Origin of the sequence: Mycobacterium paraense (genome assembly GCF_002101815.1) — a bacterium.
Lineage (GTDB): Bacteria > Actinomycetota > Actinomycetes > Mycobacteriales > Mycobacteriaceae > Mycobacterium > Mycobacterium paraense.
In genome coordinates, this window is sequence record NZ_LQPM01000036.1 from 154,814 (window position 1) to 180,120 (window position 25,307).

A 25,307-nucleotide genomic window follows, 5' to 3' on the forward strand; every position below is an offset into this window, starting at 1 on the left:
TCCCGGACGCAACGCTGTGACTAATAGCGCACTAACACCAGGTAGTGTTGTGGCGAATATATCGAGGCGATACGATGACGCGAGGCGTCGGACCGTTAAGTCCTCAAGTCACTAGCCATCGCAAAAGGGGGTGAATCGATGCTTGAGCTCGCCATCCTGGGCCTTCTGATCGAATCGCCCATGCACGGCTATGAGTTGCGGAAGCGGCTGACCGGCCTGCTCGGCGCGTTTCGGGCGTTCTCGTACGGTTCGCTGTACCCGGCTCTGCGGCGCATGCAGGCCGAGGGGCTGATCGCCGAGAACGCGGCCCCGGCCGGCACCCCGGTGCGGCGGGCGCGGCGGGTCTACCAGCTCACCGAGGAGGGCCGTCGGCGCTTCGCCGAGCTGGTGGCCGACACCGGCCCGCACAACTACACCGACGACGGCTTCGGGGTGCACCTGGCGTTCTTCAACCGGACGCCCGCAGAGGCGCGCATGCGCATCCTGGAAGGTCGCCGTCGCCAGGTTGAAGAGCGGCGGGAGGGCTTGCGCGAAGCAGTGGCGCGGGCCAGTAGCTCGTTCGACCGATACACCCGCCAGCTTCACCAACTGGGCCTCGAGTCCAGCGAGCGCGAGGTGAAGTGGCTCAACGAGCTCATTGCTGCGGAGCGGGCGATGCCCGGCCTCTCCGAGCAGACGTAAAACCCTGTACGAATCCGATCAGCTGAGACACAAGGTTATGGAGTGAGGAGAACGCCCTATGAGTGACCACAAGCCGTTGGGGGCGCCGGAGGCGCAGACGGACGTACGAGTCGCGATTGTCGGCGTCGGGAACTGCGCGTCTTCGCTGGTTCAGGGCGTGCAGTACTACCTCGACGCCGACGAGAACAGCACCGTGCCCGGACTGATGCATGTGAAGTTCGGCCAGTACCACGTGCGCGACGTCAAGTTCGTCGCCGCGTTCGACGTCGACGCCAAGAAGGTCGGGTTCGACCTGTCGGAGGCGATCTTCGCGTCCGAGAACAACACCATCAAGATCGCCGACGTGCCGCCCACGAATGTGACGGTGCAACGCGGTCCCACGCTGGACGGCATCGGCAAGTACTACGCCGACACCATCGAGGTGTCCGACGCCGAGCCGGTGGACGTGGTCAAGGTCCTCAAGGAGAACAACGTCGACGTGCTGGTGTCCTACCTGCCGGTGGGCTCGGAGGAGGCCGACAAGTTCTACGCCCAGTGCGCGATCGACGCCGGCGTGGCGTTCGTCAACGCGCTGCCGGTCTTCATCGCCTCGGACCCGGTGTGGGCCAAGAAGTTCGCCGACGCCGGCGTCCCGATCGTCGGCGACGACATCAAGAGCCAGGTCGGCGCCACCATCACCCACCGCGTGATGGCCAAGCTGTTCGAGGACCGCGGCGTGCAGCTGGACCGCACCATGCAGCTCAACGTGGGCGGCAACATGGACTTCCTCAACATGCTCGAGCGTGAGCGGCTGGAGTCGAAGAAGATCTCCAAGACCCAGGCCGTCACCTCCAACCTGCAGCGCGAGTTCAAGACCAAGGACGTGCACATCGGCCCGTCCGACCACGTCGGCTGGCTCGACGACCGCAAGTGGGCCTACGTCCGCCTGGAGGGCCGCGCGTTCGGTGACGTGCCGCTGAACCTGGAGTACAAGCTCGAGGTGTGGGACTCGCCCAACTCGGCCGGCGTCATCATCGACGCGGTGCGTGCCGCCAAGATCGCCAAGGACCGCGGGATCGGCGGGCCGGTGGTTCCGGCCTCGGCGTATCTGATGAAGAGCCCGCCGCAGCAGCTGCCCGACGACGTCGCGCGGACCCAGCTCGAAGAGTTCATCATCGAGGGGTAACTCTCCGGTTTCACCGGCTGTGGGGTGAGGGACGCGTCAGGCGACCTCACCCCACAGTCGTCTTGCCCGGCATTCGCGTGTGCGTAGCGGGCTTCGCGTGTGCGTGGGGGGTTGAGATTCCGCGGAAACTCCACCCGGGACGCACACGCGCAGCCGAGACCGCACACCCAATCCGTCGACACAACGCTGTGCGGGTGCTTAGCATCATTGCTCGATGAGAGTTCACCCCGCCGCGTTCCTGCGCACCACGCTCCCGCTCGATCTGTCCCGCCTCAGCGAATTGGACAGCGGGCGGTACCACTCGATCTGGTTGCCCGACCACATGGTCAGCTTCTGGCCCGACTCGATCTGGACGCCCGAGTTCACCGACCTGGCCGACGCCTCTCCGTCGCCACACCGCCACCTCGATGGCCTGGCGGTGGCCGCCGCGGCCGCGGTGCTGACCGAGCGGGTGCCCCTCGTCAGCGCCGTGGTGGACACCGTGCGCCGGCACCCTTCCCTGCTGGCCCAGACCGCGCTGACCATCGATCACCTCGCCAAGGGACGCTTCATCCTCGGCCTGGGCAGCGGCGAGAGCGAGAACACGTTGCCCTACGGCTTCGACTTCGCGCGGCCCGTCAGCCGATTCGAGGAGGCGCTGACGGTGATCCGCCTGCTCTGGGAAAGCGACGGCCCCGTCGATTTCCACGGCCAGTTCTACTCACTGCGGCACGCCCGGCTGGACACCGAACCCTACGAGGGCCGGCTACCACCGATCTGGATCGGCGGCAGCGGCCCGCGGATGCTCGAGATCGCCGGCCGCCATGCCGACGGGTGGTGGCCCGCCGGTGCCTGGACGCCGGAGCAGTACGCCGAGATGCTGTCCGCGGTCCGGGCGTCCGCCGACCGGGCCGGCCGCGACCCGCACGCGATCACACCTTGCTTCATCCAGGTCTGTCTGATCGGGCGGGACGAGGACGCCCTCGCCGAGATATTGCGGGCGCCGCTGGTCAAGGCGTTTCTGCTGCAGGTGTCGGCAACGACGTTGCGCGGCTTCGGCTTCGAGCACCCCATGGGAGAAACCTGGCGCGGATTTCAGGACATCGACCCGGCCGTGCTCACCCGCGAACGGATCATCGAATTCCTGGACGGCGTGCGGCCCGAGATGGTCCTTGCCGTTGTACCGCACGGAACGCCGAAAGAGGTCGCGAAAATCATCAAGTCTTATGTGGATGCGGGTCTGCGCGTGCCCAAGATCCTCGACTATGGAGCCATGGCCGGTCAGACCTACGCGGCGAGTTCCGCCGCGAACGTGCGGGCGGCCGAGGACGAACTCGTGCGGCTGTGCGGGGACATGTCGTGACCGCACCCTTGAACGCGGCCGAGATGCTCGCCGCCGCCGAGGCCGAGACGGGATTGCGCGACTACGGTGACCCCACGCTGCCGGAGCGATTCGCGATCGCCGTCGACCATTTGAACAGCCTCGGCATGGACGCCGACGGCAAATGGGAAGCGGCGCAGGTGTGTCGATGGCTGCTGACCTCGCGCCTGGAATTCATCGAGGATCGCAACCGCTACCCGATCGGCGACGAAGTCGTCGAGGCGCCGATGTTCGTCACCGGCGAACCGCGTTCGGGCACAACGCTGTTGCACGCGTTGATGTCCGTCGATCCCGGCGCGCGGGCGCTGCGGTTCTGGGAAGTGATGTATCCGTCGCCGCCGCCTGGCCTCGCCGGTCCCGATGACGCGCGGCGCACGCGGGCCGACGCCGACTGGCGTGAGATCAACGCCAAGCTGCCCAAGTGGCTGCACAGCCACCCCTACAACGACATGCTCGGCGACGGCCTGCCCGAGGACGAACGCACCTGGGCGTTCGATTTCCGGGTGATGACCCCGACGGCGTGGTGGCGCGTGCCGATGCAGTCGTTGGTCGGCGGCCTGGCGACCGACGCCGCGGCGCAATATCGGCTGCACAAGGCCATGCTGCAACAGCTGCAATACCGCCGGCCGCGTAAGTACTGGGTGCTCAAGGGGTTTCACGGGTTCCGCCTGAAGGAACTCTTCGACACCTATCCCGACGCGCGCATGGTCTGGCTACACCGCGATCCCGTCCAGGTGGCCGCGTCACGCACCATGATGATGGCCGACATCGCCGAAGGCATCGTCGGCCCGGTCGACCTGCACGCCGAGGCGAAGATGCACCTGGAGCTGACCCGCGCCAGCATCGCCAACACGATGAGCAACCCCCTGGTCGACGACCCGCGCATCCTGCACCTCCGCTACACCGACTTCATCGCCGACCCCGTCGCCGCAGTGGGCCGCTACTACACGTTCTGCGGTCGCGAGCTGACGAGCGAAGCCGCATCGGCGATGCGCGCGTACCTTGCCGACAACCGCGGGGACCGCCACGGCAAATTCAGCTACTCCACCCAACTGCTGGTCGACATCGGCGAGGACCTCGACGCGCTGCACGCCGAATTCCGGCCATTCCGTGAGCGATTCGGCGTCGCGATCGAAAACCGGGCGTGACATGGACGATCCCGTCACCCAAGCCCACCCCCGCCTGTCGGTGCACGACGTCACCTTCTACGGCACGCCGCTGGCCGGCCTGGAAACGTGTTGGGCGGCGCTGGGCGTGTCCCGGTTGAGCGTCCTGGATACCGAACTGTTCGACTCGAGCTTTCCAATGCTGTTGCAACGCAAAGGCTATGCGGTCGATGCGGTCTATCACCTGTTTGCGGGAGGCAGTCTGACCAACGATGCGCAGGCAGCGCAGGACGGTTTGTGCCGCGTCATCGACGCCGCGGCCCGCGTGCATGCGCGCACCGTCTACCTGCTCACCGGCGGCCGCGCCGGCCTGTCCTGGGGCGCGGCCGCCGAACGGTTCTGCGCCATGGTCGCCCCGTGCGCCGCGCACGCCAAGGCCGCCGGCGTGGCGCTGGCCATCGAAAACGCCTCCAGCCTGTACGCCGACATCCATCTCGCCCACACCTTGCGCGACGCCGTCGCGCTGGCCGAGATGGCCGACCTCAGCGTGTGCATCGATGTGTTTCACTGTTGGGCCGAGGGCGATTTCGACGAGATGGTGCAGCGGGCGCTGCCCCGGACGGCGCTCATCCAATTGAGCGACTACGTGCTCGGTGATCGCGCGCTGCCGGGCCGTGCGGTTCCCGGCGACGGTGCGATTCCCCTCGAACGATTCGTCGGCCAGGCGATCGCCGGCGGCTACGAGCACGGTTTCGACCTGGAACTGATCGGCCCCCGCATCGACCGGGAGGGCCGCCTGGAATCCGCCCGGCGCGCATGCGACGTCGTCGGCGCGATGCTCGACAGACTGGGTGCGTGAGGATGGCCTTCGGCGACGGCCCCGACGACGCGGCACTGCAATCGGCGTGGAACGAGTTCTGCGCGCGCCTGCAGCGCGCGGGCGAACAGGTCTTCAAGGACGCCAACCCCGCCTCGGGCGCCCACCGCGTCGACGCGTTCCGCTTTTTGACCCAGAACCTGGGCCAGGCCTTCGATTTGGCTCTCGAGACCCACGACACCCGCTACCCGGCGCTGCACACCTTCTGCGGGCCGACCCGCAAACTCGGGGGGGACTGCGCCGACTTCACCTACCAGCAGGCCTGGATCGACGGCCGGTCGGCCTACCGGCTCACCGGAAACCGCGGCACGTCGCGGTTCTTCAACGTCACCGTCCAGGGCCCGCGCGTACCCGGGCCGGGCGTGCTGCACGAGCCCTTCGGCGACACACCGGAGGCCAACCTGTTCGGCCACCAACTCAGCGTCGCCGACAGCGGGGAATTCGAGCTCCACATCGGCGGGCCCGAGCGCGGGCCCAACTGGCTGCCCACCACGCCCGGCTCGCGAAAACTGTTCATCCGCCAGGGGTTTGATCGCTGGGATGAGCTGCCGGCGCAACTGCGCATCGAGCGGATCGACATGGCATCGCCCAAGCCCTTGCCCGCGCCCGACGCGATGATCGAGGCGATGGGCTGGGCGGGCGACTTCGTCGCCGGCCTCATGGCGGAGTGGCCGGACTTCCCCTTCACCTACGGCGGCGTCGACGCCAACAACCCGAACGCCTTCCCCGACGTCGGAGCGACGGACGCCGACCGCAAGCGCGGCCGCGCCGCCGCCAACATGTACTGGGAGCTCGCCCCCGACGAGGCGCTGATCATCGAATTCGACGCGCACGACGGACTGTGGATGCTCACCAACATGGGGGTGTTCTTCAACAGCATGGACTACCTGTACCGCCCGGTCAGCTACACGCCCAGCCGCACCAAGGTCGACCGCGACGGCAGGATTCGACTGGTCATGGCGCACCGCGACCCGAAAGTGCACAACTGGCTCGACACCCAAGGCTTCGAACGCGGCAACCTCACCTACCGGCACATGCTCGAAGGCGAGCCCGCGGTGCTGGACACCCGGACGGTCAAATACGACCAGCTGATGAGCGCGCTGCCCGCGGACACCGCCACGGTCACCGAGGCGGAGCGCACCGCCGCCATGTGGGAGCGGTTCCACGGCATCCGCCGTCGCTACATCCTGTAGGCCGATAGTGTCAGACCCGTGAGCGCGATCCCCGAAGACGAACTGGCCGGGCTGTCCGAATTCTCGCTGCTGTCCGAGAACGCCGAACAAGCCGGCGTCGCGGGGCCGCCGCCCCACGTCGAGCGGGTCGAGTCGGGCCCGGCGGACACCAGGATCAGCGCGCTGCGCTGGGGCGCCACCGCGCCGCGTGTCGTCTTTTTGCACGGCGGCGGGCAAAACGCGCACACCTGGGACACCGTCATCGTCGGCCTCGGGGAGCCGGCGCTGGCCGTCGACCTTCCCGGGCACGGACATTCGGCATGGCGCGAGGACGGCGACTACTCGCCCCAGCTGAACGCCGACGCCCTGCTACCCGCGCTGCGTGAGCACGCCCCGAGCGCCGACCTCGTCGTCGGCATGTCGCTGGGCGGGTTGACCGCCATCCGGCTGGGGGCGATCGCCCCGGAGCTGGTCAACGAGCTCGTCCTCATCGACGTGACCCCGTCGGCGCTGCAACGGCACTCCGAGATGACCAAGGAGCAGCAGGGCACGGTGGCGTTGATGCACGGCGAGCGGGAGTTTGACAGCTTCCAGGCCATGCTCGACCTGACCACCGCGGCCGCACCGCACCGCGAGGTGAAGGCGCTGCGGCGCGGTGTCTTCCACAATTCCCGTCGGCTCGACAACGGCAAGTGGACGTGGCGCTACGACGCCATCCGCAAATTCCCCGACTTCGACGGCCTGTGGGACGACGTCGACAACCTGTCCGCGCCCATCACCCTGATCCGCGGCGGCTCGTCGGGCTTCGTCACCGACGACGACGCGGCCGAACTCGGCAGGCGCGCAACAAATTTCCGCACAGCGCACGTCGTCGAGAATTCCGGCCACTCGGTGCAAAGCGACCAGCCGCGCGCGCTGATCGACCTCCTGCGCGGAGTGCTCGACTCGCGCTGAGCCTACGGTGGTCCTATGAGTCCTGACCGCCCCATTCGTATCGGCGTGCAATTGCAGCCGCAGCACGCCCCGCACTATCCCCAGATCCGCGACGCCGTTCGCCGCTGCGAAGACATGGGCGTCGACATCGCCTTCAACTGGGATCACTTCTTTCCGCTGTACGGCGATCCCGACGGCCCCCATTTCGAATGCTGGACCATGCTCGGGGCCTGGGCCGAACAAACGTCGCGCATCCAGATCGGTGCGCTGGTGACGTGCAACTCCTACCGCAACCCGGAACTGCTGGCCGACATGGCGCGCACCGTCGACCACATCTCCGGCGGCCGGCTAGTCCTCGGGATCGGTTCGGGATGGAAGCAAAAGGATTACGACGAATACGGCTACGAATTCGGGACGGCCGGCAGCCGGCTGGACGATCTGGCGGCCGCGATGCCGCGGATCAAGGCGCGGCTGGCCAAGCTGAACCCGGCTCCGACCCGCGACATCCCGGTCCTCATCGGCGGCGGGGGCGAACGCAAGACCCTGCGGCTGGTCGCGGAGCATGCCGATCTCTGGCACAGCTTCACCTCCGCCGACGAGTTCCCGGCGAAGTCGGAGGTCCTGGAGCGGCACTGCGCCGACGTCGGTCGCGACCCGGCCGACATCGAGCGCTCGGCCGCGGTCAATGACGGCGGCGGTCTGATCGCCAATGCCGAAAACCTCGTGAACCTCGGCGTCACGCTGCTGACCGTGGGCTGCGATGGTCCGGATTACGACCTGGCCGCCGCCGAGGCGCTGTGCAAGTGGCGCGACGGACGCTGAGCGCCGCCGACGCAATTTGATTGCCCGTTTGCCCCCAATTCATCCGCCAAACACCTGAACGCATGCGCCAAGACATGAGAAACTCTCTGCGCTAGATGGCCGAAGCGGTTGGACGGTTTGAAAGGCACTCAAGAAACGGATGCCAAAGAAATACGGGGTCAAAGAAAAAGACCTGGTGGTCTCGCATATCCTGCACCTTCTTCTGACCGGAAAGCTGCGCAGCGGCGACCGCGTCGACCGTAACGAGATCGCGCTCGCCCTGGGGGTCAGCCGCGTCCCGATCCAAGAGGCGCTGGTGCAACTCGAACACGACGGAATCGTGTCCACCCGCTATCACCGCGGCGCGTTCGTCGAGCGTTTCGACGAGGCCACCGTGCTCGAGCACCATGAGCTCGACGGCGTGCTCAAGGGGATCGTGTCGGCACGCGCGGCCACCAATCCCACCCCGCGGATCCTGGGTCAACTCGACGCGCTCATGCGATCGCTGCGCGCCGCCAAGGACTCCCGGGCGTTCTACGAGATCGCCGCGGAATACCGTCGCACCGTCAACGACGAGTACGCCGGACCCCGGCTGGCCGCCACGATCCGCGCCTCGCGAAACCTCATTCCCCGCGCGTTCTGGACGACCTACCAAAGCAGCCGCGAGGACATGCTGCCGTTCTACGAGGACGAGACCTCGGCAATGCACCGGCGCGATCCCGAAGCCGCCCGGGCCGCGTGCGTCGGTCGCTCCTACCTGATGGCCCAGACCATGCTGGCCGAACTGTTTCGGCGCAGGGTGTTCGCCGCGCCCGACGACATCGGCCAGGTGGTTCCGCAGGTTTTCACCGGCGCCGAAACCCCCGTCGGCGAGCCGTCGATCGCGCTGTAAAAGCCGCTTCGACGCGCCGGGTCGCCGGACTGCCGATACGGTAGCCGTGATGAGTTCGCGCCTGGACCGGCGTACCAAGCGCCGAAAGCTCTTCGCACTGGCCACAACGATGTTGATGGTCTGCGGCCTCACACTGGCTGCCCCCGCGGCCGCCGACTGGAATCAGTGCGCGCCCGCGGGCCTGGAGAGCGCACGGGTCCTGCCCAAGGATCTGACCGAGACTCCCACCGCGGGTCACGACGACGTGGACACCACGGCCTCCGTCGAACCGCTCGACTCCATCAACGTCGGCGCATTGGGCCTCGGCACGCCGGGCGTTCTGACGGTCGGCACCCTGTCGGACGCCCCGCCGAACATCTGCATCAACCCGACGGGGGAATTCAGCGGCTTCGACAACCAGCTCTTGCGCGCGATCGCCGGCAAGCTTGGCCTCCAAGTCCGCTTCGTCAGCACGGATTTCTCCGCGCTGCTCGCCCAGGTGGCGTCCCGGCGCTTCGACGTCGGCTCGGCATCGGTGAAAGCCACCGAGGCGCGGCGCCACACGGTGTCGTTTACCAACGGCTACGACTTCGGCTTCTACTCGCTGGTGGTGCCCCCCGGCTCGGCGATCCACAAGTTCAGCGATCTCGCCGCCGGCCAGCGCATCGGCGTGGTCCAGGGCACCGTTGAGGAGTCGTACGTCGTCGACACGTTGCACCTGCAGCCGGTGAAGTATCCCGGCTTCGCCACGCTTTACGCCGCCCTCAAGACGCGACAGATCGACGCCTGGGTGGCGCCCGGGACCCTGGCGTCGACCGTGATCCGCCCCGGCGACCCGGCGGTGGTGGTCGCGAACACTTTCAGCCCAGGCAATTTCGTGGCCTACGCGGTCGCCAAAGACAACCAGCCGCTGGTCGATGCGCTCAATTCCGGGCTCGACGCCGTCATCGCCGACGGCACCTGGGCGAACCTTTACTCCCAATGGGTGCCGCGGCCCCTGCCGCCCGGCTGGAAACCCGGATCCAAAGCCGCCCCCACCCCGCACCTGCCGGACTTCGCCGCGATCGCCGCGCGCCACCACCGTGAGGCGGCGGGCCCCGGCGCGCCGATGTCGACCCTGGCGCAGTTGCGCGAGTCCTTCTTCGACTGGGACCTCTACCGACAGGCCATCCCCATCCTGCTCACGACGGGGCTGCCCAACACGCTGATCCTGACCAACAGCGCCCTCGTCATCGGCCTGGCGCTGGGCATGGTGCTGGCCATGGCCGGGCTATCCCGTTCGCGCTGGCTGCGCTGGCCGGCGCGGATGTACACCGACGTCTTCCGCGGGCTGCCTGAAGTGGTGATCATCCTGCTCATCGGAATGGGCATCGGGCCGTTGGTGGGCGGGCTGACCAACAAGAATCCCTATCCGTTGGGCATCGCCGCCCTCGGTCTGATGGCCGCCGCCTACATCGGCGAGATCCTCCGGTCGGGCATCCAGAGCGTCGATGCCGGCCAGCTCGAAGCCTCCCGCGCGCTCGGCTTCAGCTACACCGCCGCGATGCGTCTGGTGGTGGTGCCGCAGGGGATCCGGCGGGTGCTGCCGGCGCTCGTCAATCAGGCCATCGGGCTGTTGAAGGCCTCCGCGCTGGTGTATTTCCTGGGCCTGGTCGCCCAACAGCGGGAGCTGTTTCAGGTGGGTCGCGACCTCAACGCGCAGACCGGCAGCCTGTCGCCGTTGGTGGCCGCGGGCCTCTTCTACCTGATTCTGACGATTCCGCTCACCCATCTGGTCAACTACATCGACACCCGGCTTCGGCGCGGCCGCGGCGCCGCGGACCCGGACGAGCACGCCTTGCTCGCGACGAAGTTCGGCCAGGAGATCACGTGAGCGCCGACGCCTTGAGGCGCCCGTCAGTATCGCTGGTGGCCAAGGACATTCATCAAACGCTCGGCGGAAACCAGGTGCTGCGCGGCGTGAGCATCGAGGCCCCCGCCGGCAGCACGGTCGCCATCATCGGACCGTCCGGCTCCGGCAAATCGACGCTGCTGCGCACCCTGAATCGTCTCCACGAGCCGGATAGCGGCGACATCCTGTTGGACGGTCGGTCGGTGTTGCGCGACGATCCCAACAAGCTGCGGCAGCGCATCGGCATGGTGTTCCAGCATTTCAATCTCTTCCCCCATCTCAGTGTGCTGAAAAACGTTGCGTTGGCGCCCTCCAAGCTGCACCGGCTGCCCGCCGACACCGCCCGCGAGCTGGCGCTGACCCAGCTGGACCGAGTTGGCCTGAAGCACAAGGCCGATGCCCGCCCCGGCACGCTGTCCGGCGGCCAACAACAGCGGGTCGCCATCGCCCGCGCGCTGGCGATGGCCCCCCAGGTGATGTTCTTCGACGAGGCGACCTCGGCGCTGGATCCCGAAATGGTCAAGGGGATTCTGCAACTGATCGCCGACCTCGGCGCCGACGGCATGACCATGGTGGTCGTGACGCACGAAATGGGTTTCGCGCGGTCCGCATCCGACACCGTCGTTTTCATGGATCGCGGCAAGGACGTGGAATCCGGGCCGCCGGAGCAGATATTCGAAGCCGCAAAAACGGAGCGGCTGCAGCGATTCCTTTCCCAAGTGCTATGACGGCTCGCAACTAGTCGGAGTTAGTCCGGTATAGCTACCTTGTCCGCGACCCATATCGGGTTAGACTGCCGACTTATGGCGGACAGCGAATCCACCGCGCCCGAGGTAAAAGAGCTTGCCGAAGGGTTGCACCGTGCGCTGTCCAAGCTGTTTTCGATCCTTCGCCGCGGGGACCCGAGCGGCGTCGTCGCCGGCGAGCTGACCCTGGCGCAGCTGTCCATTCTGATCACCCTGCTCGATCAGGGCCCCATTCGGATGACCGACCTGGCCGCGCACGAACGGGTGCGGACCCCGACCACGACCGTGGCGATCCGCCGGCTGGAGAAGATCGGGCTGGTGAAACGCTCGCGCGATCCGTCCGACCTACGTGCCGTGCTGGTCGACATCACGCCCCGCGGACGGGCCGTGCACGCCGAATCCCTGGCCAACCGGCACGCCGCGCTGGCCGCGATGCTCAGTCAGCTCCCCGAGTCAGACCTGAACACGCTGATGAAGGCGCTGGCGCCACTGGAACGCCTGGCGTCCGGGGAATCGGGACAGGCGGGAGAGTCGCCGGCACGCAAACAGGCGTGAAACCGCCTGGGCCGCAGGGAAATTGGTAGCGTCCGTACACTGAGGTCATGCCCACCGCACTCATCACCGGCGCGAGCGGCGGTATCGGATCCGCCATCGCGGCCGCACTCTCGGAAACGCATACCCTGCTGCTGGCAAGCAGGCCGTCCGATCGGCTTGACGCCGTCGCGGAGCGGCTCGGCGCCACCACTTTTCCGCTGGACTTGACCAACACCGACGAGATCGAGGCCAGCTGCGAGATCGTCGACGAACTCGACGTATTGGTGCACAACGCGGGGGTGTCCATCCCCGGGCATGTCGCCGAATCCAACGTGGACGAGTGGCGCGCCACCTTTGCGGTCAACGTGTTCGGGGTGGTGGAACTGACGCTGGCGTTGCTGCCGGCGCTGCGACGGGCCAGGGGTCAGGTGGTGTTCATCAATTCCGGTGCGGGACGCGCGGTTTCGCCGAGCATGGCCTCCTATTCGGCGAGCAAGTTCGCGGTGCGGGCCTTCGCGGACTCGTTGCGCGAAGACGAGCCGGACCTGCGCGTGACCACGATCTACCCCGGCCGTACCGACACCGAGATGCAACGCGAGCTCGTCGCGTTCGAAGGCGGACAGTACGATCCGGCCGACTTCCTGCGGCCGGAGACGGTCGCGGCGACGGTTGCCAACGCGATCGCGACGCCGCCCGACGGCCACGTGCACGAGGTGGTGCTTCGGCCGGCCAAGCGATGAGCTAGACGACCAGGTTGACCAGCCGGCCGGGGACCACGATCACCTTGCGCGGGGTGGCGCCCGCCAGGAACGCCTGGACCTTCTCGTCGGCCATGGCGGCCGCTTTCAGCGCGTCGTCATCGGCGTTGGCGGCCACCACCACTCGGCTGCGCACCTTCCCGTTCACCTGCACGGGGTACTCCACGGTGTCCTCGACGAGGTAGGCGGGGTCCGCCTCCGGGAATGGCCCGTGCGCCAGCGGGGTGCTGTGGCCCAGCCGCGACCACAGCTCCTCGGCGAGGTGCGGGGCCAGCGGTGCCAGCATGAGCACCAACGGCTCGACCGCCGCGCGCGGCGCCGCCTCGCGGTGCTCCTTGGTGAGGTGGTTGGTGTACTCGATCAGCTTGGCCGCGGCGGTGTTATTGCGCAGTGCCGCATAGTCTTCGGAGACCCCAGCGATGGTGCGGTGCAGCGCGCGCAGCGTGCCGGTGTCCAGCGGTCCCGCGTCCTCGGCGACCCGCGTAGCACCGGTCTGCTCGTCGATCACCAGCCGCCACACCCGCTGCAGGAAGCGGTGCGCGCCGACGACGTCCTTGGTGGCCCACGGGCGGGACGCTTCCAGGGGGCCCATCGACATCTCGTACACCCGCAGCGTGTCCGCGCCGTACTCCTCGCAGATCTCGTCGGGCGATATCGAGTTCTTCAGGCTCTTGCCGATTTTCCCGAACTCCTGGGACACCTCGATCTCGCCATCGGGCCCCGGGTAGAAGAACCTGCCGTCGCGTTCGACCACCTCGTCCGCCGGCACGTACGAGCCGCGCGGGTCGGTGTAGGCGAACGCCTGGATGTAGCCCTGATTGATAAGCCGGCGATACGGTTCGCGCGAGCTGACGTGTCCCAGGTCGTAGAGCACCTTGTGCCAAAACCTCGCGTACAGCAGGTGCAGCACGGCGTGTTCGGCCCCGCCGACGTATAGGTCGACGCCGCCCGGGTCCTGCGGGCCGTGTTCGGCCGGCCGCGGGCCCATCCAGTAAGCCTCGTTTTCCTTGGCGCAGAACCGCTCTGAGTTGTGCGGATCGGTGTAGCGCAGTTCGTACCACGAGCTGCCGGCCCACTGCGGCATCACGTTGGTGTCGCGGGTGTACGGCTTCAGGCCGTCACCGAGATCCAGCTCGACGTGCACCCACTCGGTCGCCTTGGCCAACGGCGGCTCGGGAACGCTGTCGGCGTCGTCGGGGTCGAACAGCACCGGCGAGTAGTCGCGGACATCGGGCAGTTCGACGGGCAGCGCGGCCTCGTCGAGCGCGTGGGGGCGCCCATCGCTGTCGTAGACGATGGGAAACGGCTCGCCCCAGTACCTTTGCCGCGCGAAAAGCCAATCGCGCAGCTTGAATTCGATGCGGGCGCGCCCGCGCCCGTCGGTCTGAAGGCGGCCGGTGATCGCGTGCTTGGCGGCCGCCACGTCCATTCCGTCGAGGTAGCCGGAGTTGACCAGCACGCCGTCGCCCGTGTGCGCGGCCTGCGAAATATCCCCGCCCGCAATGACTTCCACAATCGGCAGGCCCAACTCGTGGGCGAAGTCCCAGTCGCGCTGGTCGTGGCCGGGAACCGCCATGATCGCCCCGGTGCCGTAGCCGGCCAGCACGTAGTCGGCGATGAAGATGGGCACCGGTTCCCCGTTGGCCGGGTTGGTGGCGTAGCCGCCCAGGAAGACGCCCGTCTTCTCGCGGCTTTCCTGGCGTTCGAGGTCCGACTTGGCGCCGATTGCGCGGCGGTAGGCGGCGACGGCCTCGGCCGGCGTGGCCGCACCGTACGTCCAACGCGGGTCGGTGCCGTCGGGCCAGGCCGCGGCGACCAGTTCGTCGACCAGGTCGTGCTCGGGAGCCAGCACCAGATACGTCGCGCCGAACAGCGTGTCGGGGCGGGTGGTGAACACCTCGATATCGACCGTATCGCCGTCGTTCTTTTTCGCCGAGAACAGCGCCTGCGCACCGGTCGAGCGGCCAATCCAGTTGCGTTGCATGGTCTTTACCTGATCCGGCCAATCCAGCAGATCGAGGTCGTCCAGCAGCCTGTCGGCGTAGGCGGTGATGCGCATCATCCACTGCCGCAGCCGCTTGCGAAACACCGGGAAGTTGCCGCGGTCGCTGCGGCCGTCGGCGGTGACCTCTTCGTTGGCCAGCACGGTGCCCAGCCCGGGGCACCAATTCACCATCGAGTCGGCCCGGTAGACCAGCCGGTGGCCGTCGATCACGTCGGCCCGCTCCCCCGCCGACAGCCCGGCCCAGTCCCGCCCGTCATCGAGACCGCGCGCGCCGGAATCGAACTCGGCGATCAACTCAGCGATCGGGCGCGCCATGTTGGCGGCGGTGTCGAACCAGGCGTTGTAGATCTGCAGGAAGATCCACTGGGTCCACTTGTAGAACTCGACGTCGGTGGTGGAAAAGCTGCGCCGGCTGTCATGGCCGAGGCCCAGCCGGCCGAGCTGGCGCCTGAAGTTGACGATGTTGGCTTCGGTCCTGGTGCGCGGGTGCGTGCCGGTCTGCACCGCGTATTGCTCGGCCGGTAGCCCGAACGAATCAAAGCCCAACGCGTGCAGGACATTATGGCCGGTCATCCGGAAGTACCGGGCGTAGACGTCGGTGGCGATGTAGCCCAACGGGTGGCCGACGTGCAGCCCATCCCCCGACGGGTAGGGGAACATGTCCTGCACGAACAGCTTGTCGGCGGGTATCGGCGTCCCGTCGGCCGGCGCCAGGTCGCCTACCGGGTTGGCCACGTTGAACGTCCCGAGCTTGGCCCAGTTCTCCTGCCACGCGCTTTCGATCCGCCCCGCCAGCGCCGCGGTGTAGCGGTGCGGCGGCGCATCGGAGTCCGGCGCGGGCGCGCCGGAGACGGTGGTCGGGGAGTCGGTCACCTGAACAGGGTATAAGGACCGCCCCGGCCGCCCCGCCGGCCACAGGTTGGTCTCGGTTGCGTTGCGCACCGATCAGAGCTTCATCCCAGGTCGGTTTCGGCCCTGTTCAGGGCATTTGACCTCTGGTTACAGTCGGCCTCTAACCACGTGGCCGAGCCGTTGGGAAGGATCACGCAGATGATTCAGATCACCCGTACCTTGCGGGTATTCGCAGGGGGTCTGGCCGCCGGCGGGATCGGTGTCACGGCATTCGCCGGCGCCACCGCATCGGCTGATCCCGGGGTTCCCGCGCCGCAGCCCGCACCGGTCGTCGCGGCGCCGGCGCCGCAATACGTCAACGCCGCCCCCGGGCAACTGCCCGGCAACCGGTTGGTCGCCACTCCCCCGGCGGCCAACCCGTTCGCACCGCCGAATGCCGCTGCCGCACCCGTCGCGCCCGCACCTGCGGCGGCCGCACCCGTGGCGGCCGCACCCGTCGCGCCCGCACCCGCCGCCGTCGCGCCGGCGGTGCCCGCGCAGACCCCCGCCGTCGCGGGCACGCTGCGCGACTACCTGCAGTCGAAGGGCGTCAAGCTGGAGGCGCAGAAGCCCCAGGGATTCAAGGCGCTCGACATCACGCTGCCGGTTCCCCCTCGCTGGACCCAGGTGCCCGACCCCAATGTGCCCGACGCGTTCGCGGTGATCGCCGACCGGCACGGGGCCAGCATCTATTCGTCAAACGCGCAGGTGGTGGTGTACAAGCTCGTCGGGAACTTCGATCCGAAGGAGGCCATCACCCACGGCTTCGTCGACAGCCAGCAGCTGCTCGCGTGGCAGACGACGAACGCCTCGATGGCTGACTTCGGCGGCTTCCCGTCGTCGGTGATCGAGGGCACGTACCGCGACGGCGACATGCTGCTCAACACGTCGCGTCGCCACGTCATCGCGACGTCCGGGCACGACAAGTACCTGGTGTCGCTGGCGGTGACCACCGACCGCGCGGTGGCGGTCGCGGATGCCCCGGCCACCGACGCCATCGTCAACGGCTTCCGCGTGACGGTCCCCGGAACCGGCTCCCCCGCCCCCGCCCAAGGGCCCGGAGCCTCCCCGGTCGGGCTGCCCGCGCAAGCGCCGGCGCCGGTCGCGCTTCCCCCGCAGCCGGCGGCGGCGCCGGTGGCTGTTCCGGCGCAGACGGCGGCGGCGCCGGTCGGGCTGCCCGCCCAGCCGGCCGCGCCCTACCCGGCGGCCGGCAGCAGGCCGACGCCCAACCTCCTGACGATGGTGCCCGGGCTGCCGCCGCTGCCGAACTTCTCGTTCCTGCAGCACTAACAGGCCCCGCCGAGCCCGCCGCGCGGGCGCGTGGCCGGGCTCGTATTGTGAGGCCATGTTGATCGCGGGGTTGGTATGCGTGTGTGCGGCGGTGGCCTCCGCCGGGTTCGGGACCTGGTCGCTCGCGCACAATCAGACCGCCGACGGCGCCACCGCCCAGCTCGCGCTGCGCGCCATGGCGCCCACCCAGTTGGCGGCCGCGGTGATGCTGGCCGCCGGCGGGGCGGTCGCCCTGGCCGCCTCCCCCCACACGGCGCTCGTCGTCCTGATCGTCTGCGTCGCCGGCGCGCTCGGGACGCTGGCCACCGGGTCGTGGCAAAGCGCGCGCTTCGCGCTGAGCCGCGAGGCCGCGGCGGCCGGTTGCGCCGGCAGCTGCGCTGTCTGCACGCAGTCCTGCCAGTAATCCCCGCCCACCGTCCCCCGCGCGAGCCGTCATGCTGAAGCGGCTCCCGGCGATCCCGATCGACTCGTTTCTGCTGGCACTGGCGGCGACCGTGGCCCTCGCCGCCCTGGTACCCGCCCACGGCCGGGCCGCGGACGCGGTGTCCGCCGCCGCGAAGGCGGCGATCGCGCTGCTGTTCTTCCTGTACGGAACCCGCCTGTCGCCCCAGCAGGCCTGGCACGGCGTGCGCCAATGGCGGCTGCATCTGCTCGTGCTGGCCACGACGTTTGTGCTATTTCCGCTGCTGGGCCTGGCCGCCCGGGTGCTGGTGCCATCGGTGCTCACCGTCGACCTCTACAACGGTCTGCTGTTTCTATGCCTGGTGCCGTCGACGGTGCAGTCGTCCATCGCGTTCACCTCGATCGCGCGGGGCCACGTGTCGGCCGCCATCGTCAGCGCGTCGTTGTCCAACATCCTCGGGGTGGCGCTCACCCCGCTGCTCGTGGTGCTGTTGATGACGACCAGCGGTGCGCCCCGCGTCGACGGGACCGCCATCCGCGACATCATGCTGCAGCTGCTGCTGCCGTTCGCGGCGGGCCAGCTGATGCGGCCGTGGCTCGGCGAGGTCATCGCCCGGCACGCGACGCCGCTGAAGGTGGTGGATCGCGGCTCCATCCTGCTGGTGGTGTACACCGCGTTCGCGATGGGTGTGGTCAGGGGGATCTGGGTCAGCGTCGATGCGTGGCGCTTGATCGCGGTGACCCTCGTCGCCACGGCGTTGCTCGCGGCGGTGCTGGCCGCGACCACCGTCGTCGGCCGGCTGGCCCGGCTGGACCGCGGCGATGCGATCGTCTTGCTGTTCTGCGGTTCGAAAAAGAGCCTGGCGTCGGGGCTTCCGATGGCGCTGGTGCTATTTCCAGCCGCCACAGTCGGTTTGACCATGTTGCCGCTGATGATCTTTCATCAGATCCAGTTGGTGGTGTGCGCGGTGATCGCCAGCAGGCTCGGGCGGCGTGCCGACGAATCGGCGCCAACGGCTGGCATCCCGGAAGCGGGGGAGGGGCCCTAGTTTCGGCTCACGTCGATCGGGTGGGTGGCGAGCAGGGAAAGCGGCAGCGGCTGGCGGCGCAGCACCTGGCCCCACAGGTCGGCCCTCGGCCCGACCAAGACGTCGGATGGCAACGCGGACAACACGATCCAGTCGTCGCGCTCGATCTCGCCCTCGAGCTGGCCGATGGTCCAGCCGGAGTACCCGGCGAAGATGCGGACCCCCTCCACCAGCGGGGCGATCACGTCGGGCTCGGCGTCCAGATCGACCATCACTATCCGGCCGTCCACATGCCGCAGGCCCGGCACCCCTTGCGGATCGGCGCCGATGCGCAGCGCCGCGAGGCACAGGGCCGCGTCACGCTTGACCGGCCCGCCGATGAACATGGTCTTGGGTTTGGCCGACAGTTTGGCCCACTGCGGCAACACGTTGTAGACCGCCGTCTCGCTGGACCGGTTGAGCACGACGCCCAGTGTGCCGCCGTCATTGTGCTCGACGATGTAGATCACGCTGCGCCGAAACGTGGGTTCGAGGAGATCGGTATTGGCAAGCAGGAGAGTGCCCGCACGAACCCGCTGTGCGGCGGGTGCGACGTAGTCCTCGGGGTCTTCGGGCGGCATCACACCATCATCGCACCTTCGCTTCGCCGCCTCGGTTAATCGAGCGTCGCGGCCAAATATTTGTAGTGTTGTTGCAACCCAATCCTGGAAGTCGGTGCTGTGATTCAACCCCGGACGCACTCACGCGCATCCGCCGAACTGTGGCGGTCCGTGCGCGGCTTGCCGGATTTCTGGCGGCTGCTGCAGGTGCGGATGGCGAGTCAGTTCGGCGACGGGCTGTTTCAGGCCGGGCTGGCCGGCGCGCTGTTGTTCAACCCGGATCGCGCCGCCGACCCGATGGCGATCGCGCGCGCGTTCACCGTGCTGTTCCTGCCCTACTCGTTGCTTGGGCCCTTCGCCGGCGCGCTGATGGACCGCTGGGATCGACGGCTGGTGCTGGTGGGCGCGACGACGGGCCGCCTGATCCTCATCGCGGGCATCGGCACCATCCTGGCCGTGCGCGCCGGCGACATGCCGTTGCTGATCGCGGCGCTGTTCGCCAACGGCCTGGCCCGGTTTGTCGCGTCCGGGTTGTCGGCGTCCTTGCCGCACGTCGTGCCGCGCGAGCAGGTGGTGACGATGAACTCGGTTGCCACCGCGTCCGGTGCCGTCGCGGCCTTCCTGGGCGCCAATTTCATGCTGGTGCCGCGCTTTTTCGCCGGTGCCGGCGACGACGGCGCCGCGGTGATCATCTTCATCACCGCCATTCCCGTTTCGATCGCGTTGCTGTTGTCGTTGCGATTCGGCTCCCACGTGCTGGGGCCGGACGACACCAAGCGCGCGATCCACGGATCGGCCGTGTACGCGGTGATCACCGGCTGGCTGCATGGCGCCCGCACGGTGGTGCAGAGCCCGACCGTCGCCGCAACCTTGTCGGGCCTGGCCTCGCACCGGATGGTGGTCGGCATCAATTCGCTGGTGATGCTGCTGCTGGTGCACCACCTCCGCGGTCCGGCGACCGGCGGCCTGGGCATCGCGTTGGTGTTCTTCGCCGCTTCCGGTCTCGGGGCCTTCTTGGCCAACGTGTTGACGCCGTTGGCGGTTCGCCGCTGGGGCCGCTACGCCACGGCCAATGGCGCGCTGGTCGCGGCCGCGCTAATCCAGATCCCGGGTGCCCTGCTGCGTCTCCCGGTGATGGTGGTGTGCGGCTTTTGCCTCGGCGTGGCCGGCCAGATGGTCAAGCTGTGCGCCGACTCCGCGATGCAGATGGATGTCGACGACGCGCTGCGCGGACACGTGTTCGCGGTGCAGGATGCGCTCTTCTGGGTGGCGTTCATCGTCGCGATCACGGTGTCCGCCATATTGATTCCCGACGACGGGCGCGCCCCGCTGTTCGTGCTCTTCGGGTCGGCGCTGTATCTGATCGGGCTTGTGATGCACAGCGTCATCGGGCGTCGCGGGCAGCCGCCGAGCGATCGCTAAGGTACATACCGTGACCGCTGCCGAGCCGATGGTGGCCGACCTGCGCGCCGAAAGCGACGACCTCGACGCGCTGGTGGCCCCACTGCCGGCCGAGCGCTGGGCGGAACCGACGCCGGCGCCGGACTGGACCATCGCGCACCAGATCGGGCACCTGCTGTGGACCGACCGGGTCGCGCTGACCGCCGTCACCGACGAGGCGGGTTTCGCCGAGGTGTTGGCGGCGGCTCAGGCCGACCCGACCGGTTTCGTGGACGCCGGCGCAGAGGAACTGGCGGCGGTGGCACCGGCCGAACTGCTCGCCGATTGGCGGGCCACCCGGGCGCGGCTGCACGAGGCCCTGCTGGACGTGCCCGACGGCCGCAAGCTGCCCTGGTTCGGGCCGCCGATGAGCGCGGCGTCGATGGCGACGGCCCGGCTGATGGAGACGTGGGCGCATGGCCTCGACGTGGCCGACGCCCTCGGCGTCAAACGGCACGCCACCGAACGCCTCAGGTCGATCGCGCACATCGGGGTGCGCACCCGCGATTACGCGTTCGTCATCAACAACCTGACTCCGCCGAGCGACCCGTTCCTGGTCGAGCTGCGCGCGCCCGGCGGCGACACCTGGTTCTGGGGCCCGCCCGACGCGGAGCAGCGGGTCACGGGTTCCGCCGAGGACTTCTGCTTCCTGGTGACCCAGCGGCGCCCGCTGGACGCGTTGGACATCGCGGCGCACGGCCCCGACGCCCAGCGATGGCTGGAGATCGCGCAAGCCTTCGCGGGCCCGCCCGGCCCGGGTCGGTAACCGACCTACATGGCACCCGTCGGCTCGTTGAGCTTGTGAAACCACGCGAGGTGGTAGTTCGCCGACACTAAATCCCCGGTCACGGCCCCTTCGGTGGCGGCCAGTAGCAGGCAATTCAGGAAGAGCGCCGGATCGATGTTCGGATACTGGATCAAGAGCTGATAGCGCGCCGTGTCGAGATGCACCCGCAGCAAGTCGATTTCTTCTTCGGCGACACCCGTTCCGGCCGCCGCGGCCCGGGCCAGCGTGTGCACCATCCGCGGCAACCCGTCCCGCCAGTGCGTGGCCTGGCTCAGCTCCCACCCCAGGTCGTTTACCGCGGGCAGCTCACGGGGCCGCGCCGAGGCCTCCGTCTGGGCGAAGTCATCCAGCCAGCCCAGGGAATCGCCGGGGGCGTAGCTGCGGGTGCGCCGGGCCTCGCCGATCAGGGCGGAGACCTTGCCGGTGCGTCGCTCCGGTTCCAGTAGCCGCACGCCCGCGGGTAGGGCGATGCCCGGCGGTATCCAGCCATGCGCGAAGTCGGTGACCAGCACGGTGCTGCCGTCGGGGCGATCGCCGATCGCCCAATTCAGGCGCGGCTCTTGATGGACGACGAACGCGAGGAGGCGCTGCAGCCGTTCGTCGTCGGATTCGGTTGCGCTCGCGGCCACCGGGATTGGCTCCATCGGCGCGGGCCGCGGGGGAGTGCTCGCCTCGTCGGAGGCCCGGTGCCGACCCTCGGAAGCTTCGGGCTCCTCCTCGGCGGCCGGTTCGTCGAGCGCCGGTTCATCGGGCTCGCTTATGACGGCTTCCGGAGGCGCGGGATCGGCATCGGCGACTACGGGGATGATCTGGGTGGTCTCGAGATCTGCGCTGTCAAGCGGCGGCTCGGGCTTCACCGCGTGGACATGGCGGATGGCCGACTCGACGCGCCGCACCGCGCGCGCCCGGGCGTCCTCGATGACCCTGGCTTCCTCGGCCCGTCGGACGAATTCGGGCATGTCCGCCAGCCGGATCTTCCTGAGGTCGTCGTTGGCGCTTCGGGTGATGCGCTGCAGGTCGTCCCTCAGATACTCTGCGAGAGAGGCGGTTTCGGCGCTGGCGGCGGACAATTCGGCGGGCCAAAGCCCGCCCGTCACCCACGGGGTGCAGTCCACCGGGGAGCTGAAGGCCGGAATCGTCAACGATTCCCGGGTAGCTCTCCGGAGGCGCTGACGCGCCGTTATCCGACCGAAGATCGCCACTGGCTAAGCCTACCGGCATCCGTCGGGTCGTCTATTCGGTCGGTGAATTGTGCTGCTGCGACGGCCTGGGTAGCGTGGGGACATGGCTGAATCTGCGCTGCAGCAGCAACTCGACGAGGTGCGCGCCCTGCTGGCCCGCGCGCGAGAGTTGTTCGGCCCCAACCCCGTCGAGCCGCCCACGGACATCGCTCCCGATCCCGAGAGCGCCAAGACCTGGCTGGTCTAGGCGCGGCGCCGCAACTTGTGCGCCAGCAGCTTTTCGATCGCCGCATCGAGGTCGTGCGGGCTGGGCACCTCCATCGACGGGGTATGGCCGGCCGCCACGATCTCGTTGCGAACCTCCAGCAGCGCTTTGAGGCAGGACACGTCGGCGGTCAACAGGATTCCCTGCGCCAGGGTTTCGGCGTCGGTTTCCATCGCCTCTTCACTCAGCGCGACGCTGTGCATATACCCGCCGCGGCAGGAGCGGACCAGGATGTGCCCGCTCGGGTGGACGGTGTCGAAGGCGGGATTGGCGTCCGTCACCGACCCCCGTCAACGATGCCGCCGAAATTTCGTGCCGCCTCTTGCTCGTGCTCTTCCCACATCGCCGCCGACGCGCTGAGTTTCTCCGCCATGTCGGCGTGGTCGTCGGCTTGCTGTTCGTAGCACTGGCGCCGCAGCTCGAGCAGTTCGCGTCCGGCATCGCGCAGTTCGCCGAAGATGGGCCCGAGCGAGTCCAGGCTTTCCTGGATCGCCGCATGCGAAGACGGAACGGTGCGCAGGTAATCGGAGGTCTCCTGGTGATGCGCAGCGGCTTCGCGTAAGTGCGCCGGCACCACACGGATTGGTTCTGCCATCTGCTCTCTCTCCTACTCGGTGCGCCGCCGGGGGAGGCGGGGCCATCACTATTGTCAGGTGGTCGACGTGGCCGCCGGCCCTGTGGGTGTCGGTGTGTGCGGCTCGACCGGCGGGGTCGTGGGCGCGTTCACCGCCGGTGGATGCTCCCAGCCTAGAAAGTTCGGCCCGCTCACGGTGGCGATGCGCTGAATCTGGCCGTCGAGAAGGGCCTTTTCATGGCCGAGTGCGAGCGCGTGACGATCGGTGAGGATGCCGATGTCGCCGGGCGCGGTTTGCAGGGGGTCGATGGGCTGGGGGACCGGCGTGCCCGGTGGGGGAATGGTAATTCCCTGCTGATGGAACGCATCTGGGATCGATGCCCCACCGACGGCGGCTTGGATCGCCGCGGCCAGTTGTGGGCTGGCGGCCGTGACGGTATCGCCGTCGGGCAGGGTAACGACCGTCGGCCCCACCGGTGGCGATTCGGGTTCCTCCGTCGCGACGTCCTCCGCGTGGGCCCCGTCGTCGCCGGCGTTGGGTTCGTCCGGCCGGTCGGCGCGGTCGGGGTCATGGGATCCGAACGGCCTGTCGTCGCCGATGTCCTGCAGGCCGGGTAGCGGCAGACCGCCCGTGCCGCCCGGTATCGACGCCCCGCCGAACCCGGGTAGGGACGGCAGCGCCGGCACCGTGGGCATGGCCGGCGCCGCGGGGGCCGCGGTGCTCCCCGCCGGGGACGGCCCGGCGGGATCGCCGGTCGCCGGCGCGGGGTCGTCAGGCAACATCGGATCGAGCAGCGGGTCCATCGCGGGATCGTCGACGGCCTCGTCGGCGCCGTCGGCGGGTGCGGCAACCGGAGCTGCGGCCGCGGCCGGACGCTCGTCGGGGCCGTGCTTGGACGCGTCGTACAGCGACGTCCAGGCGGCCATCAGCGCCGATTTCGACGTGTCGTCCAGGCTCGCGTTCAGCACGACCGCGCGGATGTCCTTGAGCTTGCCGATCAGGAACCGCTGGAAGTCGCGCGCCCCGGCCGGGGTGTCCAGGTCCGAGCGCGTCAGGACGGCGACTTCGGTTTCGCGCTGCAACCTGCTCAGCGCTTCCCGGCCTTCGACGGCGTTCAGGTGGGCGTTCAGGATGGCGTTGATCACCTGCATGTCGAGCTGAGAGCTGGCCGAATTCTGGTGTGCCAGAGCGGCTTCGGCATCCGTCATGGCCTCGGCGGCCTGACCCTGCTCGCGGCCGGGCTCGGGTGCGCCCGGTGGCGATCCGGCGGGCGGACCCGCCGGCGCGGCGGTGCCGAACAGGCCCGAATGCTGTTGGCGGATCTTGCGTACGATCGCGTCGAGTGTTTCCGGTCGGGTGGTCGGCGTCATGACCGCGGCCACCTCGTCCGGCGCCAGGCCCGTCTGCCACCCGTTCGGATCGCCGGTGCGCTCCCGGACGTATGTAATCGCGTTGATCAGATCGTCATACGTCGACATCGGTGTCGCGGCCCCTCCATGCCGGGCGACAGTACCCAGACACGTTCCGGCCGACAATTCACCCCGTCGGGTCTGTGCACCGCCGACTCGGCTCGGGGTCGCGGCTAGCCGGCGGGAAGGGTGTACTGCGCGCGCAGCCGTTCCAGGACAGCCCTTTTCGCGCGGCCGAGCTCGCGGGCATCGGACACGACCCGCGCGATCTCGCGTTGCTTGTCCACCAGGAATCTGTGCAATTCGCGGGCCCCGATGGGGGTGTCGGCGGCAAGACCCCCGCGCTGCAGGGCGGCGCGGTCGATCTCCTCGGCGATCGCGTCGAGCCGCCTGACGCTTTCACGGGCGGCGGCGTGAGCGCTGGCGAGTACCTCGGCCAGCACACGGTCGGCGTCCGAGGCGGTGCCGTGCTGGCCGGCCAGCGCCGACTGCCGCGCCTGGATGGCGCCCAGCGCGGGTCCGGCTTGTTCTGGCATGGGT

Annotated in this window: 26 protein-coding genes; 19 read left to right on the forward strand and 7 right to left on the reverse strand. The window is 68.6% G+C overall.

Features of this window, described 5'->3' with window-relative positions:
- Positions 1 to 138 precede the first annotated feature (138 nt).
- From AWB89_RS23990 to AWB89_RS24050, 13 genes are all read left to right on the forward strand, one after another.
- Positions 139 to 681 carry a PadR family transcriptional regulator gene (locus tag AWB89_RS23990; RefSeq protein ID WP_085177044.1) on the forward strand — a complete coding sequence of 181 codons (543 nt, stop codon included), beginning with the start codon at positions 139 to 141 and terminating at the stop codon, positions 679 to 681.
- Positions 682 to 739: 58 nt separating this feature from the next.
- Positions 740 to 1,846, forward strand: a complete 1,107-nt coding sequence (locus AWB89_RS23995) for an inositol-3-phosphate synthase (protein ID WP_085104465.1) — start codon at positions 740 to 742, stop codon at positions 1,844 to 1,846.
- Between the two features lie 214 nt (positions 1,847 to 2,060).
- Positions 2,061 to 3,188: an LLM class flavin-dependent oxidoreductase gene (locus AWB89_RS24000; RefSeq protein WP_085104467.1), complete on the forward strand. Its 1,128-nt coding sequence runs from the start codon at positions 2,061 to 2,063 to the stop codon at positions 3,186 to 3,188.
- Positions 3,185 to 4,354 carry a sulfotransferase family protein gene (locus AWB89_RS24005; RefSeq protein WP_085177046.1) on the forward strand — a complete coding sequence of 390 codons (1,170 nt, stop codon included), beginning with the start codon at positions 3,185 to 3,187 and terminating at the stop codon, positions 4,352 to 4,354. The genes AWB89_RS24000 and AWB89_RS24005 overlap by 4 nt, the downstream gene beginning before the upstream one ends.
- Position 4,355: 1 nt before the next feature.
- Positions 4,356 to 5,171, forward strand: coding sequence for a sugar phosphate isomerase/epimerase family protein (locus tag AWB89_RS24010; protein WP_085177048.1), 816 nt, complete (start codon positions 4,356 to 4,358; stop codon positions 5,169 to 5,171).
- A gap of 2 nt (positions 5,172 to 5,173) precedes the next feature.
- Positions 5,174 to 6,382, forward strand: a complete 1,209-nt coding sequence (locus AWB89_RS24015; RefSeq protein WP_085177050.1) for a DUF1214 domain-containing protein — start codon at positions 5,174 to 5,176, stop codon at positions 6,380 to 6,382.
- Between the two features lie 27 nt (positions 6,383 to 6,409).
- Entirely contained in the window at positions 6,410 to 7,315 is a 906-nt protein-coding gene (locus AWB89_RS24020; RefSeq protein WP_372515390.1) for an alpha/beta fold hydrolase, read from the forward strand.
- A 15-nt stretch (positions 7,316 to 7,330) separates the two neighbouring features.
- On the forward strand, positions 7,331 to 8,116 hold the full coding sequence (locus AWB89_RS24025; RefSeq protein WP_085104477.1) for an LLM class F420-dependent oxidoreductase: 786 nt from the start codon (positions 7,331 to 7,333) through the stop codon (positions 8,114 to 8,116).
- A 139-nt stretch (positions 8,117 to 8,255) separates the two neighbouring features.
- Positions 8,256 to 8,987 carry a GntR family transcriptional regulator gene (locus tag AWB89_RS24030; RefSeq protein ID WP_085104479.1) on the forward strand — a complete coding sequence of 244 codons (732 nt, stop codon included), beginning with the start codon at positions 8,256 to 8,258 and terminating at the stop codon, positions 8,985 to 8,987.
- A gap of 49 nt (positions 8,988 to 9,036) precedes the next feature.
- Positions 9,037 to 10,839, forward strand: a complete 1,803-nt coding sequence (locus AWB89_RS24035) for an ABC transporter substrate-binding protein/permease (RefSeq protein WP_085177160.1) — start codon at positions 9,037 to 9,039, stop codon at positions 10,837 to 10,839.
- Entirely contained in the window at positions 10,836 to 11,585 is a 750-nt protein-coding gene (locus tag AWB89_RS24040; RefSeq protein ID WP_085104481.1) for an amino acid ABC transporter ATP-binding protein, read from the forward strand. Before AWB89_RS24035 ends, AWB89_RS24040 begins: the two co-directional genes overlap by 4 nt.
- Before the next feature lie 75 nt (positions 11,586 to 11,660).
- Positions 11,661 to 12,158, forward strand: a complete 498-nt coding sequence (locus tag AWB89_RS24045) for a MarR family winged helix-turn-helix transcriptional regulator (RefSeq protein ID WP_085104483.1) — start codon at positions 11,661 to 11,663, stop codon at positions 12,156 to 12,158.
- A 47-nt stretch (positions 12,159 to 12,205) separates the two neighbouring features.
- Complete coding sequence (locus AWB89_RS24050) at positions 12,206 to 12,877, forward strand: SDR family oxidoreductase (RefSeq protein WP_085104485.1); 672 nt, start codon at positions 12,206 to 12,208, stop codon at positions 12,875 to 12,877.
- Between the two features lies 1 nt (position 12,878).
- Here the strand turns inward: AWB89_RS24050 and leuS are convergent, their stop codons facing one another.
- Positions 12,879 to 15,773, reverse strand: coding sequence for a leucine--tRNA ligase (gene leuS, locus AWB89_RS24055; protein WP_085177162.1), 2,895 nt, complete (start codon positions 15,771 to 15,773; stop codon positions 12,879 to 12,881).
- Positions 15,774 to 15,950: 177 nt separating this feature from the next.
- Here leuS and AWB89_RS24060 point away from each other — a divergent pair, with 177 nt between their 5' ends.
- Genes AWB89_RS24060 through AWB89_RS24070 form a run of 3 tightly spaced genes read left to right on the forward strand, consistent with a single transcriptional unit; the run spans position 15,951 to position 18,532 of the window.
- Positions 15,951 to 17,081: an LpqN/LpqT family lipoprotein gene (locus tag AWB89_RS24060; RefSeq protein WP_085177165.1), complete on the forward strand. Its 1,131-nt coding sequence runs from the start codon at positions 15,951 to 15,953 to the stop codon at positions 17,079 to 17,081.
- A 55-nt stretch (positions 17,082 to 17,136) separates the two neighbouring features.
- The gene (locus AWB89_RS24065; protein WP_085104487.1) at positions 17,137 to 17,484 is read left to right on the forward strand and encodes a hypothetical protein; all 348 of its coding nucleotides are present in this window, start codon (positions 17,137 to 17,139) and stop codon (positions 17,482 to 17,484) included.
- Positions 17,485 to 17,518: 34 nt separating this feature from the next.
- Positions 17,519 to 18,532 carry a bile acid:sodium symporter family protein gene (locus AWB89_RS24070; protein WP_085177167.1) on the forward strand — a complete coding sequence of 338 codons (1,014 nt, stop codon included), beginning with the start codon at positions 17,519 to 17,521 and terminating at the stop codon, positions 18,530 to 18,532.
- Here the strand turns inward: AWB89_RS24070 and AWB89_RS24075 are convergent.
- On the reverse strand, positions 18,529 to 19,131 hold the full coding sequence (locus tag AWB89_RS24075; protein WP_139830912.1) for a YqgE/AlgH family protein: 603 nt from the start codon (positions 19,129 to 19,131) through the stop codon (positions 18,529 to 18,531). The two genes, AWB89_RS24070 and AWB89_RS24075, sit on opposite strands and share 4 nt — an antisense overlap.
- An 81-nt stretch (positions 19,132 to 19,212) precedes the next feature.
- On the opposite strand from AWB89_RS24075, the gene AWB89_RS24080 reads away from it, so the two are divergent.
- Positions 19,213 to 20,532 (forward strand): MFS transporter, encoded by a 1,320-nt coding sequence (locus AWB89_RS24080; protein ID WP_241520592.1) that lies wholly within the window; start codon positions 19,213 to 19,215, stop codon positions 20,530 to 20,532.
- Positions 20,533 to 20,560: 28 nt separating this feature from the next.
- A complete protein-coding gene (locus AWB89_RS24085; RefSeq protein ID WP_142282625.1) occupies positions 20,561 to 21,316 on the forward strand; it encodes a TIGR03084 family metal-binding protein in 756 nt (251 codons plus the stop codon).
- Positions 21,317 to 21,321: 5 nt separating this feature from the next.
- Here the strand turns inward: AWB89_RS24085 and AWB89_RS24090 are convergent, their stop codons facing one another.
- The gene (locus AWB89_RS24090; RefSeq protein ID WP_085177056.1) at positions 21,322 to 22,539 is read right to left on the reverse strand and encodes a DUF5631 domain-containing protein; all 1,218 of its coding nucleotides are present in this window, start codon (positions 22,537 to 22,539) and stop codon (positions 21,322 to 21,324) included.
- An 82-nt stretch (positions 22,540 to 22,621) separates the two neighbouring features.
- Here AWB89_RS24090 and AWB89_RS27600 point away from each other — a divergent pair, with 82 nt between their 5' ends.
- Positions 22,622 to 22,765, forward strand: a complete 144-nt coding sequence (locus tag AWB89_RS27600; RefSeq protein WP_169716617.1) for a hypothetical protein — start codon at positions 22,622 to 22,624, stop codon at positions 22,763 to 22,765.
- Here the strand turns inward: AWB89_RS27600 and AWB89_RS24095 are convergent.
- The 4 genes from AWB89_RS24095 to AWB89_RS24110 form a co-directional block, all read right to left on the reverse strand.
- Positions 22,762 to 23,064: a DUF2694 family protein gene (locus tag AWB89_RS24095; protein ID WP_068236102.1), complete on the reverse strand. Its 303-nt coding sequence runs from the start codon at positions 23,062 to 23,064 to the stop codon at positions 22,762 to 22,764. The two genes, AWB89_RS27600 and AWB89_RS24095, sit on opposite strands and share 4 nt — an antisense overlap.
- Positions 23,061 to 23,378, reverse strand: coding sequence for an ESX-1 secretion-associated protein (locus AWB89_RS24100; protein WP_085177058.1), 318 nt, complete (start codon positions 23,376 to 23,378; stop codon positions 23,061 to 23,063). The genes AWB89_RS24095 and AWB89_RS24100 overlap by 4 nt, the downstream gene beginning before the upstream one ends.
- A 54-nt stretch (positions 23,379 to 23,432) precedes the next feature.
- A complete protein-coding gene (locus AWB89_RS24105; protein WP_085177060.1) occupies positions 23,433 to 24,836 on the reverse strand; it encodes a DUF4226 domain-containing protein in 1,404 nt (467 codons plus the stop codon).
- A gap of 104 nt (positions 24,837 to 24,940) precedes the next feature.
- Positions 24,941 to 25,303 carry a DUF4226 domain-containing protein gene (locus tag AWB89_RS24110; protein WP_085177170.1) on the reverse strand — a complete coding sequence of 121 codons (363 nt, stop codon included), beginning with the start codon at positions 25,301 to 25,303 and terminating at the stop codon, positions 24,941 to 24,943.
- Positions 25,304 to 25,307: the final 4 nt, after the last annotated feature.

Bases quoted from the DNA above. Each gene is read 5' to 3' on its own strand.
- AWB89_RS23990 (WP_085177044.1), top strand. From the start codon at position 139: ATGCTTGAGCTCGCCATCCTGGGCCTTCTGATCGAATCGCCCATGCAC.
- AWB89_RS23995 (WP_085104465.1), top strand. From the start codon at position 740: ATGAGTGACCACAAGCCGTTGGGGGCGCCGGAGGCGCAGACGGACGTA.
- AWB89_RS24000 (WP_085104467.1), top strand. From the start codon at position 2,061: ATGAGAGTTCACCCCGCCGCGTTCCTGCGCACCACGCTCCCGCTCGAT.
- AWB89_RS24010 (WP_085177048.1), top strand. From the start codon at position 4,356: ATGGACGATCCCGTCACCCAAGCCCACCCCCGCCTGTCGGTGCACGAC.
- AWB89_RS24015 (WP_085177050.1), top strand. From the start codon at position 5,174: ATGGCCTTCGGCGACGGCCCCGACGACGCGGCACTGCAATCGGCGTGG.
- AWB89_RS24025 (WP_085104477.1), top strand. From the start codon at position 7,331: ATGAGTCCTGACCGCCCCATTCGTATCGGCGTGCAATTGCAGCCGCAG.
- AWB89_RS24030 (WP_085104479.1), top strand. From the start codon at position 8,256: ATGCCAAAGAAATACGGGGTCAAAGAAAAAGACCTGGTGGTCTCGCAT.
- AWB89_RS24035 (WP_085177160.1), top strand. From the start codon at position 9,037: ATGAGTTCGCGCCTGGACCGGCGTACCAAGCGCCGAAAGCTCTTCGCA.
- AWB89_RS24045 (WP_085104483.1), top strand. From the start codon at position 11,661: ATGGCGGACAGCGAATCCACCGCGCCCGAGGTAAAAGAGCTTGCCGAA.
- AWB89_RS24050 (WP_085104485.1), top strand. From the start codon at position 12,206: ATGCCCACCGCACTCATCACCGGCGCGAGCGGCGGTATCGGATCCGCC.
- AWB89_RS24060 (WP_085177165.1), top strand. From the start codon at position 15,951: ATGATTCAGATCACCCGTACCTTGCGGGTATTCGCAGGGGGTCTGGCC.
- AWB89_RS24065 (WP_085104487.1), top strand. From the start codon at position 17,137: ATGTTGATCGCGGGGTTGGTATGCGTGTGTGCGGCGGTGGCCTCCGCC.
- AWB89_RS24075 (WP_139830912.1), bottom strand. From the start codon at position 19,131: ATGCCGCCCGAAGACCCCGAGGACTACGTCGCACCCGCCGCACAGCGG.
- AWB89_RS24085 (WP_142282625.1), top strand. From the start codon at position 20,561: ATGGTGGCCGACCTGCGCGCCGAAAGCGACGACCTCGACGCGCTGGTG.
- AWB89_RS27600 (WP_169716617.1), top strand. From the start codon at position 22,622: ATGGCTGAATCTGCGCTGCAGCAGCAACTCGACGAGGTGCGCGCCCTG.
- AWB89_RS24100 (WP_085177058.1), bottom strand. From the start codon at position 23,378: ATGGCAGAACCAATCCGTGTGGTGCCGGCGCACTTACGCGAAGCCGCT.
- AWB89_RS24105 (WP_085177060.1), bottom strand. From the start codon at position 24,836: ATGTCGACGTATGACGATCTGATCAACGCGATTACATACGTCCGGGAG.
- AWB89_RS24110 (WP_085177170.1), bottom strand. From the start codon at position 25,303: ATGCCAGAACAAGCCGGACCCGCGCTGGGCGCCATCCAGGCGCGGCAG.